General features: G+C 48.0%; 16 protein-coding genes. 9 read left to right on the top strand and 7 right to left on the bottom strand.

The genetic code is table 11. The features are described 5' to 3' along the window. Positions 1-51: 51 nt before the first annotated feature. The 3 genes from M2387_RS02235 to M2387_RS02225 form a co-directional block, all read right to left on the bottom strand. The gene (locus tag M2387_RS02235) at positions 52-738 is read right to left on the bottom strand and encodes an RES family NAD+ phosphorylase (protein WP_259046888.1); all 687 of its coding nucleotides are present in this window, start codon (positions 736-738) and stop codon (positions 52-54) included. Beyond that, positions 731-1,408, bottom strand: a complete 678-nt coding sequence (locus tag M2387_RS02230; RefSeq protein WP_259046887.1) for a hypothetical protein — start codon at positions 1,406-1,408, stop codon at positions 731-733. Before M2387_RS02230 ends, M2387_RS02235 begins: the two co-directional genes overlap by 8 nt. A gap of 175 nt (positions 1,409-1,583) precedes the next feature. Then, the gene (locus M2387_RS02225) at positions 1,584-2,354 is read right to left on the bottom strand and encodes a YdcF family protein (protein ID WP_259046886.1); all 771 of its coding nucleotides are present in this window, start codon (positions 2,352-2,354) and stop codon (positions 1,584-1,586) included. Positions 2,355-2,457: 103 nt separating this feature from the next. Here M2387_RS02225 and M2387_RS02220 point away from each other — a divergent pair, with 103 nt between their 5' ends. Then, a complete protein-coding gene (locus M2387_RS02220) occupies positions 2,458-3,270 on the top strand; it encodes a hypothetical protein (RefSeq protein ID WP_259046885.1) in 813 nt (270 codons plus the stop codon). A gap of 75 nt (positions 3,271-3,345) precedes the next feature. Here the strand turns inward: M2387_RS02220 and M2387_RS02215 are convergent, their stop codons facing one another. Next, on the bottom strand, positions 3,346-4,176 hold the full coding sequence (locus M2387_RS02215) for an undecaprenyl-diphosphate phosphatase (protein WP_259046884.1): 831 nt from the start codon (positions 4,174-4,176) through the stop codon (positions 3,346-3,348). Between the two features lie 441 nt (positions 4,177-4,617). Here M2387_RS02215 and M2387_RS02210 point away from each other — a divergent pair, with 441 nt between their 5' ends. Beyond that, positions 4,618-5,799 (top strand): 5-methyltetrahydropteroyltriglutamate--homocysteine S-methyltransferase, encoded by a 1,182-nt coding sequence (locus tag M2387_RS02210; protein ID WP_259046883.1) that lies wholly within the window; start codon positions 4,618-4,620, stop codon positions 5,797-5,799. 58 nt (positions 5,800-5,857) lie between these two features. On the opposite strand, the gene M2387_RS02205 is transcribed toward M2387_RS02210, so the two are convergent. The 3 genes from M2387_RS02205 to M2387_RS02195 are packed head-to-tail and all read right to left on the bottom strand — an operon-like array spanning position 5,858 to position 9,036. After that, positions 5,858-6,895, bottom strand: coding sequence for an NADP-dependent oxidoreductase (locus M2387_RS02205; protein WP_259046882.1), 1,038 nt, complete (start codon positions 6,893-6,895; stop codon positions 5,858-5,860). 11 nt (positions 6,896-6,906) lie between these two features. Next, positions 6,907-7,584 carry a type 1 glutamine amidotransferase domain-containing protein gene (locus M2387_RS02200; protein WP_259046881.1) on the bottom strand — a complete coding sequence of 226 codons (678 nt, stop codon included), beginning with the start codon at positions 7,582-7,584 and terminating at the stop codon, positions 6,907-6,909. Positions 7,585-7,614: 30 nt separating this feature from the next. Beyond that, the gene (locus M2387_RS02195) at positions 7,615-9,036 is read right to left on the bottom strand and encodes a coniferyl aldehyde dehydrogenase (protein ID WP_259046880.1); all 1,422 of its coding nucleotides are present in this window, start codon (positions 9,034-9,036) and stop codon (positions 7,615-7,617) included. Between the two features lie 109 nt (positions 9,037-9,145). Between M2387_RS02195 and M2387_RS02190 the strand changes: the two genes are divergently transcribed. The 7 genes from M2387_RS02190 (at position 9,146) to M2387_RS02160 (ending at position 16,181) form a co-directional block, all read left to right on the top strand. After that, entirely contained in the window at positions 9,146-10,033 is an 888-nt protein-coding gene (locus M2387_RS02190) for a LysR family transcriptional regulator (RefSeq protein ID WP_259046879.1), read from the top strand. 422 nt (positions 10,034-10,455) lie between these two features. Further along, positions 10,456-11,694, top strand: a complete 1,239-nt coding sequence (locus tag M2387_RS02185; RefSeq protein WP_259046877.1) for an urea ABC transporter substrate-binding protein — start codon at positions 10,456-10,458, stop codon at positions 11,692-11,694. Between the two features lie 78 nt (positions 11,695-11,772). Then, the gene (locus M2387_RS02180; protein WP_259046876.1) at positions 11,773-12,642 is read left to right on the top strand and encodes an ABC transporter permease subunit; all 870 of its coding nucleotides are present in this window, start codon (positions 11,773-11,775) and stop codon (positions 12,640-12,642) included. A gap of 8 nt (positions 12,643-12,650) precedes the next feature. Further along, positions 12,651-13,715 carry a branched-chain amino acid ABC transporter permease gene (locus M2387_RS02175; RefSeq protein ID WP_259046875.1) on the top strand — a complete coding sequence of 355 codons (1,065 nt, stop codon included), beginning with the start codon at positions 12,651-12,653 and terminating at the stop codon, positions 13,713-13,715. After that, on the top strand, positions 13,712-14,443 hold the full coding sequence (locus M2387_RS02170; protein ID WP_259046874.1) for an ABC transporter ATP-binding protein: 732 nt from the start codon (positions 13,712-13,714) through the stop codon (positions 14,441-14,443). The genes M2387_RS02175 and M2387_RS02170 overlap by 4 nt, the downstream gene beginning before the upstream one ends. Continuing rightward, complete coding sequence (locus tag M2387_RS02165) at positions 14,443-15,162, top strand: ABC transporter ATP-binding protein (RefSeq protein WP_259046873.1); 720 nt, start codon at positions 14,443-14,445, stop codon at positions 15,160-15,162. Before M2387_RS02170 ends, M2387_RS02165 begins: the two co-directional genes overlap by 1 nt. A gap of 29 nt (positions 15,163-15,191) precedes the next feature. Continuing rightward, positions 15,192-16,181 (top strand): acetamidase/formamidase family protein, encoded by a 990-nt coding sequence (locus M2387_RS02160; RefSeq protein WP_259046872.1) that lies wholly within the window; start codon positions 15,192-15,194, stop codon positions 16,179-16,181. Positions 16,182-16,252 lie beyond the last annotated feature (71 nt).

The following is a 16,252-nucleotide window of genomic DNA, read 5'->3' as shown; positions in this document are numbered from 1 at the left end:
CAGAATTCACGTAGCACATCATTTTTCAAAGGTGTTTTGAGCAAAAACTGGTCAGAATTTGCCCGGGACGATAAGAACATCAAGCCTGTCGGCAAGCTCGAGTACATTATCGTAGGTAGCGACATCGTTAATCAGACTGAGTGACTCGCCGGTCTGACCAAGAAATTGTGGGGTAATTCGATCGCCAAAAAGAACCATAGCGCGAGCAGTATCATCCTGTCTGGAAATCCAAACCAGACCTTGTGCCGTTGGACATTGCAGATAGAGTTCTTCAGCCCATTGGCGGGTCGTCGGATAGTGATTTTTTTCGGTATCGATCAGTTGATTGCGAGTAATACCTAATTTGCGGAGAGCCACACTGGCAAGGTCTACTAACTCCAGTTCTTCAAGAACCTCGAGTGTTGAGCTTACTATCCCATTTAGCTTATTTTTATCGTACGTTTTAAACCCGGGCGCAAAAGAGACATCATGAAAAATTGTCTCCATCATGGCGCAGTTTTTGGTTATACCGGCATACATCGTTGGAATGGGATAACCTTCAGCATCTTTTATCGGGCTGAAGCGAGCATTCCCATTCAGACCCGGATTAAACTGGTTAGCCGCATACTGTTCATGATGGACACGATGTAATAGCGTTCCCTTGCTCAATATATACTTTGTTGTCTTCAGAGTACCTGCATGAGGCAATAACATGCTTCCAGTCTTGTGCAGGTCTGAACTAGCAGGCGGCTTAGCCATGTTCAATCCCTTGAACCTCATCTCTGGCTGATGCAATTACCTGGTCCGGGTGTGAGGCCAGCAGATCCTGAGGCCGTTTACCACCCAGAAAACTATTGGCCGACATAAACCAGAACGCCATTCCCCAGCCATTCTTATGACCGTCAAATTCTTCAATCACCTGAGCCAGTGCTTTTAAAGGCCGGTAGTCCTGATCCCTGTCCAGGCCATAGGCCGGGAAGTAATCAACACCATTATGGTGAATAGCAAAGATGCGTCCGCCCTTCTTCCATTTATTAGGCTGAGCGCTTGGATTAGCTGTACTTAACTGCGCAAGTTGTGCAAGCTCGACAGCACTCAGCCAGTCTCCACTTTCCAGAACGGCCTTGCGTGCTTTAACCAGCATGGCCGCCTCTTTGAGGATCCGGGGTGATGCCGGAGTCGGCGGTACTAACGCTTCCGCCAGGCGTTCAAGTGTTGCATTACTTTGATGCTGCTGCTGGAACAGTGCGTACATGGATGACGCCATATTTGACAGGTTCTCAAAAAGAATCTCTGTCCCATGGTTATTCTGGTGTTCGAACGAAACAAGCAAAACTTGCTCAGCATGAGACTTGCTGAGACGACCTCTCACTTCTTTCGGGGTGCCAATCAAAGTGGAAACCCCAGGGTGCTCTTTCTGAATACTCATGAACGCTCTCCAGTATGGGTTATCAACATGATTTAATAATACCATATCCATGATAACCTGTAAGAACGATTTTTACGCTACTTTGCCATCGCTATATGAAATCTGAGATAAATTGGCTGCCGTATGCCGTATCCTTACAGTTTTCACGTAGAACACGGGTAATTTTGACTCATATCTAACGAATAATTGTAACTAACTCAGGATTAGCCAGTAATCGATGCCACGCCGTGACCACTTTTTCTGGCATATTAACATGGCCGATAAAGCCTGCTCCTTTAGGCCCATAACCCGACTCATCATCATATAAACGTTTGATTTCACCGAGAATCATCGAGATATATCGCTCAATATCCCATAATCCAGGTACCTGCCCACCGGTAATCTTTGCCCCGGCGCTAGTCATCAATAATTTAGGTTTGAATACGGGCCAGTTGGTAAACTGACAGTCTCTGTTTTGCTGTTTCCAGCTATACGAGAACGTTTCAAATGTCCTTCTCTGCATTAGCGGATCCTGAACCAGGATCGCTTTTTTAATACCATATTGCCGCTCTGCAAGTAAATTACGGCTAAAGTCAGCATTCTGGCCACAATTTGCTGAACGGTCTTCAATAAGAATTTTATCCTCAGAAATATGAAAAATCTGAGAGGCAATCAGTGACAGAAGTTCAGCCTCACTTTCAGCATTGATATCAGTAATATTAAGAAATGGAGACTCTTGCATAGCCTTTTTAAGCAGCTGTGTGGAGTGACCGATACCCCCACTCAACAGCACAGGAATATCAGCCTGGCTGGCAAAATATAACGCGCCTACGATATTGGGGATAATGGCATGCCCGGCGAGAATCAAAATATCATGGTCAGCATTTTCTTCCCCCGTAAAGTTATCAACCGATAACCAGTCTGCCAGAGTATTGAGATCGTGAATGACTGCACCCGATAAAATCATTACTGCTCCTATATTGTGTCATTATTCACAGCGATAGTAGGTTATATTGATATAATTTATTTACAATAGCGTCTATATCATTGCTCATCTTACAGGATTATTTATGTCTAAATTCGTTAACCTGCTCTTAGTCACGGTGCTAGCCAGTGGTTCTGTCTATTCAGCGGTTCCACCAGCCTCCCCTCTGGTTGATAAAAAAGATCTTCTCGGGATCTGGGCAATGTTACCGCTAAAAAATGGTATCGCGAATGTTGTTGAATTCAAGGCAAATGATCAAGTACTACTGTATCCTTTTAACTGTGAAGAACCGCAGATAAAAGTCGCTGTTGAAACGTCTCATTATGCTATCGATGCAGAGACTCAGGTGATCAAACTGACATCTCCCGGATATGAAAGTCAGCTGAAAATTCTGGATATCACTGAAAGGATGATGAAGCTGGAACAGCCGATGGGTTTTGAAGATATCAGTCTGACCTTTTTGTACCTGAAAGCGAAAAAAATCGCACCGCTATGTAATCTGCATAAACCAAGCGATAAAAATAAAGAAACCGCATTTAAGGCTGGCGACTTTATTGCTAATCCTGTGATCCCTCCTCACCCGGATATGGAAAGGTATGTCGGAAGATGGCAGGATAAAAATATCACGCAGTTCGAGATAGTAAATAATAAACAGGGCCAATTTATATTATTTCAAGCATCAAACGAAAACTGGCATCATTTATTTAACAACGCACATTGGGAAGGTAACGAATTACATTTCCAGAGTTACGCGTATTCTGAAAAATCGGAGTTATTCGATCATCCTTATCATAAATCACTTATCCTTAAGCAAATAAGTTTGTTACCCAATGGTAAGTTATCTGTCAATATCGATATTGATGGCTATAAAGAACATATGGAGTGGGTACGAGAATAATCAGTTTCTTCACCCTTGTATAAAACGAAAAAAGCCGACAGTTTGCTCTGCCGGCTTAGTCTGACTCGCTTAGTTTTAGGCAGTCCAGTTAATAATACCGGTCCAGGACGTCAGCAGAACAATGATACCGAAAGCAATACGATACCAGGCAAAAGGTTTAAAACTGTTGCTTGATACATAGTGAATTAACCAGCGGATACAGATCAGCGCACTGACAAAGGCAAACACCAGCCCAACTAAAAATAACGGTGTATCAGAAGCTTGCAGGATATTACGCTCCTGCCAGATAGAATAGGCACCCGCGCCAATCAGCGTTGGGATCCCTAAGAAGAAGCTAAACTCGGTGGCACACTTACGAGATAATCCAATCGCCATTCCCCCGATGATAGTCGAACCTGAACGGCTGGTTCCTGGGATCAGGGCTAAACACTGTAGCAGACCTAAATAGAGAGCATCTTTTGCCGTCATATCGTCGACATGATTAACTCTGACATGCCCTTTAGTCTCGCCGCGTTTTTCGACAATCAGGATAATAAAACCACCGATAATAAAGGCAAGTGCCACCGGCACCGCACTGAATAGATGGGCTTTAATCATGCTACCAAACGCGAGGCCAAGAACCACCGCAGGTATAAAGGCAATCAGAATATTTCTGACGAAGCGCTGGGCAACGGGATCGGAAAACATTCCGACAATCGTGTGGATCAGTTTCACGCGATATTGCCATATTACTGCCAGCATAGCGCCAGTCTGAATAGCAATACCGAAGACTTTCTCTTTTTCCCCGGTGAAATCAATAAGCCCACCGACTAAGATAAGGTGACCAGTTGATGAAATAGGCAGGAACTCTGTCAGCCCCTCAACTATCCCCATCAGGGCTGCTTTTAAATAAATAAGATCCAGCACTCTAACTCCTTAGCAAATTTTTAAACCCGTTATCATGTTTATGCTCTAACAAATACTATCCGTTAGAGTGAATGGATACGCTGAGCTGTACGTCACTACGAGTAAATACCTGACGCTTAACTTTCTACTGAGTCTCTCCCACAAAGAGCTACAGGGACGAAATGACCACCAGCAATAAGTTCTGTGTGCTCTGCAACTACATGTGTTACCAGACAAAAACATCATCAGTGACAAATATGACAGTTTGATGACGGTTTCGTGACATAGGGTAACTTATTGTCTTTTTTCCTAAAAATAACAATTACCCAATATTCCCCTCATTCAATAACAGATTATAACAACATGAATTTTTCTAATTTGTGATGACCATATTTCACCATCTCCCGGGAATGTTCAGGTGTAGAATCTCCAGATAATTCAAATAACTCTGAGATAAATAACGTGAAAAATAATCACCACACGCCCCCGTTCCGCGCTGATGTTGTTGGTAGCTATCTGCGCCCTGATTATCTGCATGCGGCCCGCAGTCAGTTTATTCGCAGAGAAATAGACCAGGCGACTCTGACGGGTATCGAAGACAGAGCCATCAGTGAACTGATCGTTAAGCAAAAATCGCTCGGTTTGCAGGTGATTACCGACGGTGAGTTTCGTCGTAGTTGGTGGCACCTTGATTTTATGTGGGGACTGAATGGTGTAGAGAAAGCCAGTCTTTCACAGGGGTATGTGTTTGACGGTATTGAAACTCGCCCGGAAACGGCTCGTCTGACCGGAAAAATCAGTGGCGAAAATCATCCCTTTATTGAGCATTTTAAATTTCTGCTACCCTTTGCCGATGCAAATACCCTTCCGCGTCTGACGATACCGGCACCCGCTCAATTTTTAAAAGAGCTGCATCGTCCTGAAAATAAACAGGCCACCGAGAGTATTTACCCGCAGCAGGACGAACTGGTCGCCGATATCGTTAAAGCTTACCAGGTCTTTATCAAAGAACTCTATGCCGCAGGATGCCGTAATCTTCAACTCGATGACTGTACCTGGGGAATGATGGTCGATGCCCGTTACAATAATGCGGGCGTCGCTATTGCTGACCAGGATAAGGCTCAGGGATGCAGTTGCCATCCTTCAACCCATACGGTCGTCAGCGATAATATCAACTCTCTTTCTGAGCTGTTACTTAGCGTCAATAACGGTGCAGTTGAAGGCGCTCCTGAAGATCTGGTGCTGACGACTCATGTTTGTCGGGGTAACTATCGCTCGACCTGGGCGGCAAGTGGCGGTTATGCGCCGGTTGCTGATGCATTATTTGGTCGTGAAAATGTGGCAGCCTATTATCTGGAGTTTGATACGGAACGAGCCGGTGATTTCTCTCCTCTCGCCGCCGTTACCGGAAATAAACAAGTGGTGCTTGGGCTTATTTCTTCAAAATTGGGTCAGCTGGAAGATAAAGCGGCAGTGATTGCCCGTATTCGTGAGGCGGAACAATACGTTCCTCTTGAGCGGCTTTGCCTGAGTACACAGTGTGGCTTTGCTTCAACGGAAGAAGGCAATGCGTTAACGGAAGAGCAACAGTGGGCTAAAATTGAATTGGTCCAACAAATTGCCGCTGAAGTCTGGAAAGATTAGTACTTGAGCTATCGAAAGCGACTTCAGGTATTTCTTTGAAGTCGCTTTCAATTAAGTCTTAGGCAGCAGAGCTAACCTTAATCACCATCTTGCCAAAATTCTCTCCACGCAGAACCTGGTTTAATGCCGCAGGTGCATTCTCGAGACCTTCAACAATCTGTTCTTTATAGTGAATTTTGCCTTCAGTAACCAGAACACTCATCTTTTCAAAAAACTCACCGAAACGGTCGCCAAAATCGTCAAAAATAATAAAACCGCGGATCTGAATACGTCGCTTAATCATCTCCATCATAATATAAGGCGTTCTGTCCGGTCCTTCAGGCAGACTGGTTGCATTATAGCTGGCGATCAGACCACATAACGGTACACGAGCACCGGTATTCAGAAGTGGGAATACGGCATCAAAAACTTTACCGCCCACATTCTCAAAATAGACATCAATGCCGTCCGGACAGGCTGCTGCCAGTTGTTGCTCAAAATCAGCGGCGCGATGATCAAGACAGTCATCAAATCCCAGAGTCTCTTTCGCATAGCGGCATTTTTCTTCTCCACCAGCAACCCCAACCACTTTACAGCCCCAGAGTTTACCGAGCTGACCCACCGTGGCGCCAACCGGGCCCGTTGCTGCCGCAACCACCAGCGTTTCGCCCGGGCGCGGTTTACCTATTTCAGATAATCCCATAAAAGCGGTAAAGCCAGGCATCCCGAGAATACCCAGAGCGTAAGAAGGATGTGCAAAATTCGCATCCAGCTTAATAACCCCTTCACTGCCTGAAAGGGAGTAACTTTGCCACCCTCCCTGACTCAGTACCCAGTCTCCCGGAGCGAAGCCATCAATATTGGACTGCTCTACCTGGGAAACGGTTCCACCAACCATCACATCCCCGATAGCCACCGGCGCTGCGTATGATTTACCGCTGGCCAGCCTTCCGCGCATATAGGGATCGAGGGAAAGATAAACGGTACGGAGCAACATCTGTGACTCCCCGGGTACCGGAACCGCGTGCTGAGTGAGTGCAAAGGTTTTCTCATCAGGCTCACCTGACGGGCGAGATGCCAGAGTCCAGGCAGGATTGGTTTTTAAAGTATGGCTCATCTTTATTCCTCTCAGGCTAATTTGTGTAATAAGGCTTTTGCCACGGCTTCAGAGCTGGCCGGATTTTGTCCGGTAATCAAGTTACCGTCTTCAACCACAAAGGGAGCCCAGTCAGGGCCTTTTTGATAATCAGCGCCCAGGGCAATAAACTCATCCTCTATCAGGAAAGGTACCACAGCGGTCAGTTCAACCGCCGCTTCCTCACCATTGGTAAATCCGGTGACACGTCTACCCTTGATAAGGGGTAAACCATTGATCCCCTTAACATGGCGTAATGCCCCTGGTGCATGGCAGACAAATCCAACCGGTTTATCTGACTGCCAGAAGTTTTCAATCAACCGGATAGATATTTCCGATTCAGCCAAATCCCATAACGGGCCATGACCACCAGGATAAAATACCGTATCGAAATCCTCGTGTTTTACCTCTTCGAGTCTAATTGTACTCGCAAGCGCCTGTTGAGCCTGTTTATCGGCTTTAAATCGGTCGGTCATTGCGGTCTGGAACTCGGGTAAATCGCTTTTCGGATCCAGTGGCGGCTGTCCCCCTGCCGGAGACGCGAGTACTATCTCTGCCCCAGCATCTTTAAATACATAATAAGGTGCGGCAAATTCCTCAAGCCAGAACCCTGTTTTCAATCCGGTATCGCCCAATGTCTCGTGGGAAGTTAAAACCATTAAAATTTTCATAATGTCTCTTGGTCTCGATGATGCGATAAATTAATGTGTGAAAGCTGCTTTCAGGGCGTCAAGATTGGCCTGATAGGGAGCGCGCAACCGTAAATTAGTGGTGCCTTCCTCATTCTGGATAACCACCGGTTTGGCATGACTGAAGCGTCTGAATCCGTGAATACCGTGATAGGCCCCCATGCCTGAGGCACCCACTCCGCCAAATGGCAAGCTATCGAGAGAGGCATGAGTCATCACATCGTTGATAACCAGAGCCCCTGAAGTGGTACTCCTTATCATTTTCTGCTGACCCTCTTCAGTATTACCGAAATAATAGGCTGCCAGTGGACGTGGTCCGGCATTAATCATGGCAATAACGTCATCAAGTTTGCCGGAATAGGTTTTAATTGGCAGCAACGGTCCAAAAATCTCTTCCTGCATAATCGCCATCTCCTCTGTTACATCAAGCACCAAATGGGGTGCGATTTTTCTGCTGCTGGCGTCAAAATCAACTTCTCCCTCAGGTGCCAGACTGATTATCTTCGCCCCTTTGCTGGCGGCATCTTTCAGCAAATTAATCAGACGCTGATAATGTCGGTCATTAATAATCGCAGTGTAATCAGTATTATCTTGTATTGACGGCAATGTCCGGTGAACAAAAGCGCTGGCTGCTTCAACAAACGCCGCTTCTGCCGCCTCGGGAAGCAACAGGTAATCAGGCGAGATACAGATCTGGCCAGCATTAAAGGTCTTTATGGTCATAGTCCTTTCAGCGGTCATCACAGGAGAAGCATCGTTGTCCATCACCACCGGCGATTTTCCACCGAGTTCCAGAGTTACCGGAACCAGATTCTCTGCCGCGGCGCGCATCACCTGTTTGCCCACCGCGGTGCTGCCGGTGAAAACCAGATGATCAAAAGGTAATGCACTGAATGCCTGACCCACGCTGGCATCACCGAGCACGACGGTTAGTTCCGTTTGGCCAAAGTAACGGGGAACAATTTCCGCCAGTAATTCAGAAGTGGCAGGTGTCAGCTCTGAAGGTTTGAGCATCGCCGTATTCCCGGCAGCAAAAACACCGGCAAGTGGCCCGAATGCCAGGTTAATGGCAAAATTCCACGGACTGATAATGCCGACGACACCTAGCGGTTGAGGTTCAATCCAGGCTTGCATACCTGCAACAGGTACCTCTGCTTGCTCAGGTCTCATCCATTCTTCAAGATTATCTGCCGAATGTTGCAGCATATTCATTGTGGTGACTAAATCAGCGGCCATTGTCTGATATTCGCTGCGATGGCCGAAATCGGCGCTGATAGCTGAAATGATTGCCTGCTGATTTTCCCTCAGTAATAAAATACTGCGTAACAGTCGATCACGACGTAGTTCTGCAGAAGCAGGTCCGTGTTTTAATTGTGCCTGCTTCATCATGTGTAAAATACGCTGTAGATCTTGCTGGTATGGATAGCTGGTCATCTGTTGCCCTTTGCTTAAAATTATCTTGCACACAGAGTACCGGGACTGGCTTTTCCGCGCCAACAAGGGTATTTATGAGGGGGTATAAAAATATTTATGGGGTGCCATTTTGTCTTTAGTGCGTTTAAGAACATTTGTCGAAGCGTACCGTCAGCGATCGATTAGCGGCGCGGCGAGAACCTTAAATCTTAGCCAGCCCGCTGTCTCCCAGCATATTATGGGGCTGGAAATCGCGATTGGGCGCCCGCTTTTTGAACGCACAAGCAGCGGTATTACCCCGACCTCAGCCGCAGATGACCTGGCTGCCGATATAGGCAATACGCTGGATACCGCAGAGTCAGCGTTATCTTCGGCGCGATCTCGTTCAATGGATGTCAGCGGTACGCTGCAAATGATCGGTCACGCCGATTTTATGGCCGAAAAACTGACCGTTGAGATGATCCCTTTGCTGGAAAGTGGCATACGTGTACATATGCATACCGGGGATGGTCCGATGGTGGCGCAGATGGTGCTCGAAGGTCACTGCGATCTGGGTATCACCGCACACCCGGTTGCGGATACCCGCCTGCGCGCAGAGATCATTTTTACTGACCGGGTGATTGCTGTCGCGGCACCCAAAGTTGCACAACGTCTTAACCAGAGTAAAGATTTTGCCGCCGAGCTGCTTAAAGAGCCTCTGCTTGCCTATAATCTGGAGTTATCGATTATCAGCCACTGGCTGGAAAAAAATCGTATTAAATATTCTGCATTACTGCCTGCGATGGTGAGTCAGGATCTGCGCGGGCAACGTAGCTTACTGTGCCGTGGATTCGGCTGGAGCGTGATGCCTGAATTCCTCTGTGAAGAGAAAATAAACCAGCATGAACTCTCTCTGATTAATGCCCCGATAGGTAATACCGAGATTAATTATCATCTGATCTGGTCACCCAGTGCGCTCAGGCAGCCCCGAATCGCTCACGCCAGACAAACCTTGATCTCGCAATTAAAAAAAATATAAGAGTTACAATATAACAATAAAAAAGCTAAACAGGTCTAGTCTTTAGACTTTTCCTGATGTTTTTTAATAGCACCAGTCTGGTGCAAAAAAAAACTCTTTTAATATCCTCTCTGATATTTCATTCTTAATTTTCACTTCAGTTTCCTTTTATAAAAGGGATTTTAGTCTGCCTGTATTTGTGCAATAAATGCACCTCTACAGTGCACTTGTCTGACTGAAATTACTGTCCGGATTTATTCTTTTTTTCGGTGTTGACAATATATCCAAATAATTTTAATAGTAGAGTTATCTCCTCCGCAAGAACGCCAACGTTGTCGGCTTGTGGTTATGGCAATAGAGCCCCGATAAGGTCAATTGATCTTACAGGGCTTTTTTTTTGGCTTTTTTCAGACCCACTCTTTCAACCGTTATCAGGGGTATCTATGTCCAGAATAAAATGTCATTACGCAGCTCTCCCTTTTGCACTTGCGGCAATCCTATCAGGAGGGTCGGCCTTTGCGGCTGATTCTACTGTGAAGATTGGCCTGCTGGAAGATGCCTCCGGTAACTTTGCACTGCCGGTAATACCCAAGATCCACGCTACAGAACTGGCTGTTGAAGAAATTAATGCTAAAGGCGGCATACTGGGTAAGCCAATAGAATTAATTAAATATGATACCCAGTCGGATAATACCCGATTCCAGCAAATGGCACGGCGATTAATTAAAAATGATAAAGCTGATGTTATTTTCGGTGCTTTTTCCAGCGCCTCCAGGGAAGCGATTCGGCCTATTATGGATCGTGAGAAACAACTCTACTGGTATAATAACCAATACGAAGGCGGCGTTTGTGATTCAACTGTCTTTGTCACCGGGGCAGTGCCAGAACAACAGTTCTCCACGCTTATTCCATGGATGATGGAAAAATACGGAAATAAAGTTTATACCATTGCCGCTGACTATAACTTCGGCCAGATATCCGCAGAGTGGGTTCGTAAAATCGTTGAGGATAATGGCGGAACCATGGTCGGTGAAGAGTTTATTCCCCTCACCGTTTCACAGTTCGGACAAACGATACAGAATATTCAAAAAGCGAAACCTGATTTTGTGATGACATTATTAGTGGGAGCCAATCAGTCCTCCTACTATGAGCAGCAGGCTGCGGCTAAATTAGGCTTACCGATGGGCAGTTCGGTTAACGTGGGCCAGGCTTATGAGCATAAACGCTTTAAAGCCCCAGCTCTGAAAGATATGTACATTACCGCCAACTATATTGAAGAAGTTGATACCCCGGCCAGTAATGATTTCAAACAGCGCTTCCGCGCCAAGTTCCCTGATGAACCCTATATAAACCAGGAAGCAGCAAATGCCTATGATGCGGTCTATCTGTATAAAGCGGCGGTAGAAAAAGCCGGTAGTACAGAGCGTGACGCCGTTATTAAGGCGCTGGAAAGTGGCGATATCTGTACCGACGGCCCGTCCGGTAAGGTCTGTATTGACCCGAAAAGCCATCACTTAAGTCACACCATCTATTTAGCCCACGTTAAAGACGACCACAGTATCGAGATCCCTAAAGTCTGGACCGATATCAAACCTTACTGGCTGGGTGAAGCCGGCTGTAATTTACCGGTGAAGGCCGATAAGAGCCAGTACACCCCATCGTCGCCTCCTAAGCAATCGTAAGCCCCGACTGGGGAGCCTTCACTCTGGCTCCCTGTTTTATTCCTTTAGCTGTGTTATTGCAGACACCTGGACGGCCCGATGCTAACGCTTTCTTTTTTATACTCAATTTTCTATCAGTTTGGTGACAATTTCGCCTACCTGGTTTTAGCCGCGCTCGGTCTTGCGGTGATATTTGGCATGATGGGGGTGATTAATCTCGCGCATGGCGAATTTATTATGTGTGGCGCTTATGTGACCATTCTGATGAATAAAGCCGGTGTTGCTCTGCCCTTCGCCATGATCTGCGGAACCTTGGCTGCGGCATTCTTTGGCGGTGTGGTTGAGCGTCTGGTGGTACGCCATCTGTACGGCAGACTCTATGATTCTGTCGTCGCGACCTGGGCAATCAGTCTTATCGTTCAACAGGCCATGCTATTGGTTGCCGGCCCCTCGCTGGAAGGACTGTCAACACCCTTCGGCTCCTTCTCCATCGGCGAGTACTCCTTTGCGACCTACCGGGCATTGCTTCCCCTGTTCGCCATTGTCACCCTGCTGATCCTCTACTGGCTATTTTTTCATTCAAACTACGGCGTCTGCGCCAGAGCGACTATTCAGAATGCAAAAATGGCCTCCTGCCTGGGCCTTGAAACCGACAGGATCTATACCCTCACTTTTGCCCTTGGCGCAGGTTTAGCCGGACTGGCTGGCGCGCTCTATGCCCCGACTCTGACAGCCGTCCCGACCATGGGGAGCAGTTTTATTGTTCAGGCCTTTGTCACCGTCGTGGTGGGTGGAGCCAATGTGCTGGCGGGCACAATCCCTGCTGCACTGGCCTTGGGGACAATACAGACCGGTCTTAACGCCTGGTATGGGCAGCTGGCCGGACAAATTGGTCTGCTGGTCACCGCCGTACTGGTTATTCGCCTCCTCCCGAACGGGGTTGGCAGCCTGTTCACTCGTCAGCGTTAGGAGCAACTATGGCCAGTCTCTCTCAACCCTCATCATCTGCACCACAGAATAACCGTCCGGCTGTGAAGACCGGAAAGATTGCCGCGATCATTTTTGTGGGGGCACTGCTCTTACCCTTGGTATCAGACAGCAGTTTAATCGGTGATTTTTCGTATTTTCTGCTCTGGACCTTCTGCGCTATTGGCTTAGCCGCTATGTGGGGTCACGGCGGCATCCTGTCCTTCGGCCAGACCGCTTTCTTTGGCATTGCGGGTTATGCCTATGGGGTTATGACGCTTAACTTTGGTGACGGTGTCACTTCCACCTGGTCGGGTTTGCTGGTCGCCCTGGCCCTGGCGGGTCTGGTGGCCGGCGCGCTGGGATATCTGATGTTCTATGGTGGCGTAACCGGCATTTTTATCGGCATCGTTACACTCTCTTTTACTCTGGTTTTAGAAACCTTTATGTCGCAAACCGCGGGCCCGCAGTGGACTATCGGTAGTGCGCGGTTGAACGGTTTCAACGGTATGTCAGGTATGCCGCCGCTATCACTACCCTGGTTTGATGGCGAGATGCTGACGCTCCAGGATAACGGTTTTTATTATCTGATTATCATCTTACTGGCCGCCGTTTATTGGGGAGTACGCTGTCTGCTCCGCTCTCGTTTCGGCCTCACCCTGACGTCTATTCGTGAAAATCCACGCCGGGCGGAAATGCTGGGCATTGATATTCGCCGTTATCAGCTGCTTATTTTCACCTTAGGCGGCGTGCTTTCAGGGTTATCGGGTGTGCTCTATACCCAATGGGGCTCTTATATCACCCCTTCATCGATGGGCCTGACCGCTGCCGCAATGCCCGTTATCTGGGTGGCTACCGCAGGAAGAAAAAACATCTTCGGGACCATCGTTATTACCGCTCTGCTGGTCTGGCTTTCCCAATGGCTGGCGATCTACGGCAGTGAATACGCGATGATCTTACTGGGTGCGATTCTGCTGTTTGTGGTGCTGGCAGCCCCTAATGGCTTAATACCCTGGTTTTCACAAAAGATAAATCACCTGGTCCTGATGCGTCAGCATAAAGGAGGCCCGCTATGAACCAGAGTTCAGAGAATACTATCCTCAGCAGTCAGGGTCTGAGCAAAAACTTCGGCGGAATCAAAGTGATTCAAAATGCCGATCTGAATATCAGGCGCAATGAAGTGCGTTGCGTGATTGGCCCTAACGGGGCGGGGAAAAGTACCTTTTTTAAATTGCTCACCGGGGAACATACCCCGAGCAGCGGTGAAATCAAATTTAACGGAAAGCCTATTACCCGGTTACAGCCTTTTCAGCGTATTCAAATGGGAATGAGTATTAAGTTTCAGATCCCCGGTATTTTTCCGGACTTAACCGTGCAACAGCATCTGCAACTGTCGCTGAGCCACCTGCGTCCTGAGGTAAGAAATCAGGCACAGAGCCTGGAGCAGTTGATTGAACAATTCAACCTGCGCCAGGAGTATCAAAAACCTGCAGGTATTTTATCTCACGGTAAAAAACAGTGGCTGGAAATGGCCATGGCCGTTTCTCTTCGCCCCCTGCTGCTGATGCTGGATGAACCGGTGGCAGGCTTATCCGTCGATGAGACCTTCCAGACCGGGGAGTTGATTAAACAAATGCAGCGCGACGGGCTGACCATCATGGTGGTGGAGCATGACATGACTTTTGTCCGCCAAATTGCCTCTCAAGTCACCGTTCTGCACGGCGGTAAGGTCTTTGCCGACGGGGATGCCGCTGACGTTCTGGCGAGAGACGATGTGGCTGATATCTATTTGGGGAAAGCGTGATGAAAAAGACCGTACTGGAAACACAAGGCTTAACCGGGGGTTATGGCGGAGGACAAGTCCTTAATGGCGTCAGTTTTAGTCTGCAGGCTGCGGAAGTCCTCGGTTTAATAGGTCGTAATGGCGCAGGAAAAACCACGCTAATGCGCACTCTAATCGGCGCGATATCGCCTGCCGGAGGAAAAATCGTTCTCGATGAAACTGATATCACCCGAGCAGCGAGCCAGCGCCGGGCCCGTCTGGGTATCGGTTACGTTCCCCAGGGGCGAGAGGTTTTTCAAGGCCTGACGGTTAAAGAGAACTTACAGGTCGGAATGCAGTTTGTTCGTGAAAATCGCTTATATGCTGGGCAGTTATTAGAGCGCGTACTGGAATATTTCCCCATTTTAGGTCAGAGGCTTAAGCAAAAAGCGGGCACGATGAGCGGCGGTGAGCAACAGCAACTGGCGATTGCCCGAGCCTTAGTCGGGGATCCTAAAGTTTTACTGCTTGACGAACCCTCCGAGGGGGTTCAGCCATCCATCGTCCATACCATTGCCGACACGCTGGTAAGAATTGCCAGTGAGCTTGATGTCGCCGTGATCCTCGTTGAGCAGGATATTGCCATGATCCAAAGAGCGGCTGGGCGCTGTGCGGTGATGGATAAAGGGCAGATTGTCGACATCCTGTCCAGGCAGCAACTTTCTTGCGACCAAACCCTACGCCAGCAGCTGGCTTTATAGTGAATAACCAGACGACTTGAGGATTTTTTATGAAATGGTTAGACGAATCAATAATGTACAAACGTGGTCTGGGCGCTGCCCGTCAGCCTGTTACCCATCATCTGACAGAAGAGATGCAGAAAGAATTTCACTATACCATCGGGCCGTATTCTACCCCGGTGCTGACTATTGAACCTGGCGATCGGGTGATAGTGGATACTCGGGATGCCTTTGAAGGAGCGATAAACTCAGAGCAAGACAGTCCCAGTGAACGGCTGAAAATGCCCTTTTTGAATCCACAAAATGGCCCGATTATGGTCAATGGGGCTGAGAAAGGCGATGTCATTGCGGTCTATATTGAGTCGATGCTGCCCAGAGGCGCTAAGCCTTTCGGGATCTGCGCCATGATCCCCCATTTCGGCGGGTTAACCGGAACCGATTTAACCGCCATGCTCAATGACCCGCTGCCTGAAAAGGTCCGAATCATCAAACTGGATAGCGAGAAAGTCTACTGGAGCAAGCGCCATACCCTGCCCTATAAACCCCATATCGGGACACTCAGCGTCTCACCTGAAATAGACTCCATTAATTCACTTACACCGGATAATCACGGCGGAAATATGGATGTGCCGGATATTGGTCCGGGCAGTATTACCTATCTGCCCGTGCGTTCACCGGGAGGGAGACTCTTTATTGGTGACGCCCACGCCTGCCAGGGCGACGGCGAGATTTGTGGTACCGCGGTTGAGTTTGCTTCCACCACCACCATCAAAGTCGACTTGATTAAAAACTGGCAGCTGGACTGGCCTCGAATGGAAAATGCCGAAAACATTATGAGTATTGGTAGCGCCCGGCCTCTGGAAGATGCCACCCGCATTGCCTATCGCGACCTTATTTACTGGCTGGTTGCCGATTTTGGTTTCGATAAATGGGACGCCTATATGCTACTGAGCCAGTGCGGAAAAGTGCGTTTAGGGAATATGGTTGACCCTAAATACACCGTCGGAGCCATGCTGAATAAGCAGCTTCTGGCTCAGTAATTCACAAGGTCCTGCGCAGATTTTGCAGGACCCTTTAGCCCGGTCGTTAAGTCTTCGATAAGCAGGTATCT

It is taken from the genome of Klebsiella sp. BIGb0407 (assembly GCF_024807845.1).
GTDB lineage: Bacteria > Pseudomonadota > Gammaproteobacteria > Enterobacterales > Enterobacteriaceae > JGM124.
The sequence above is the reverse complement of the archived record's forward strand: the minus strand, read 5'-3'. Positions and strand labels throughout refer to the sequence as shown.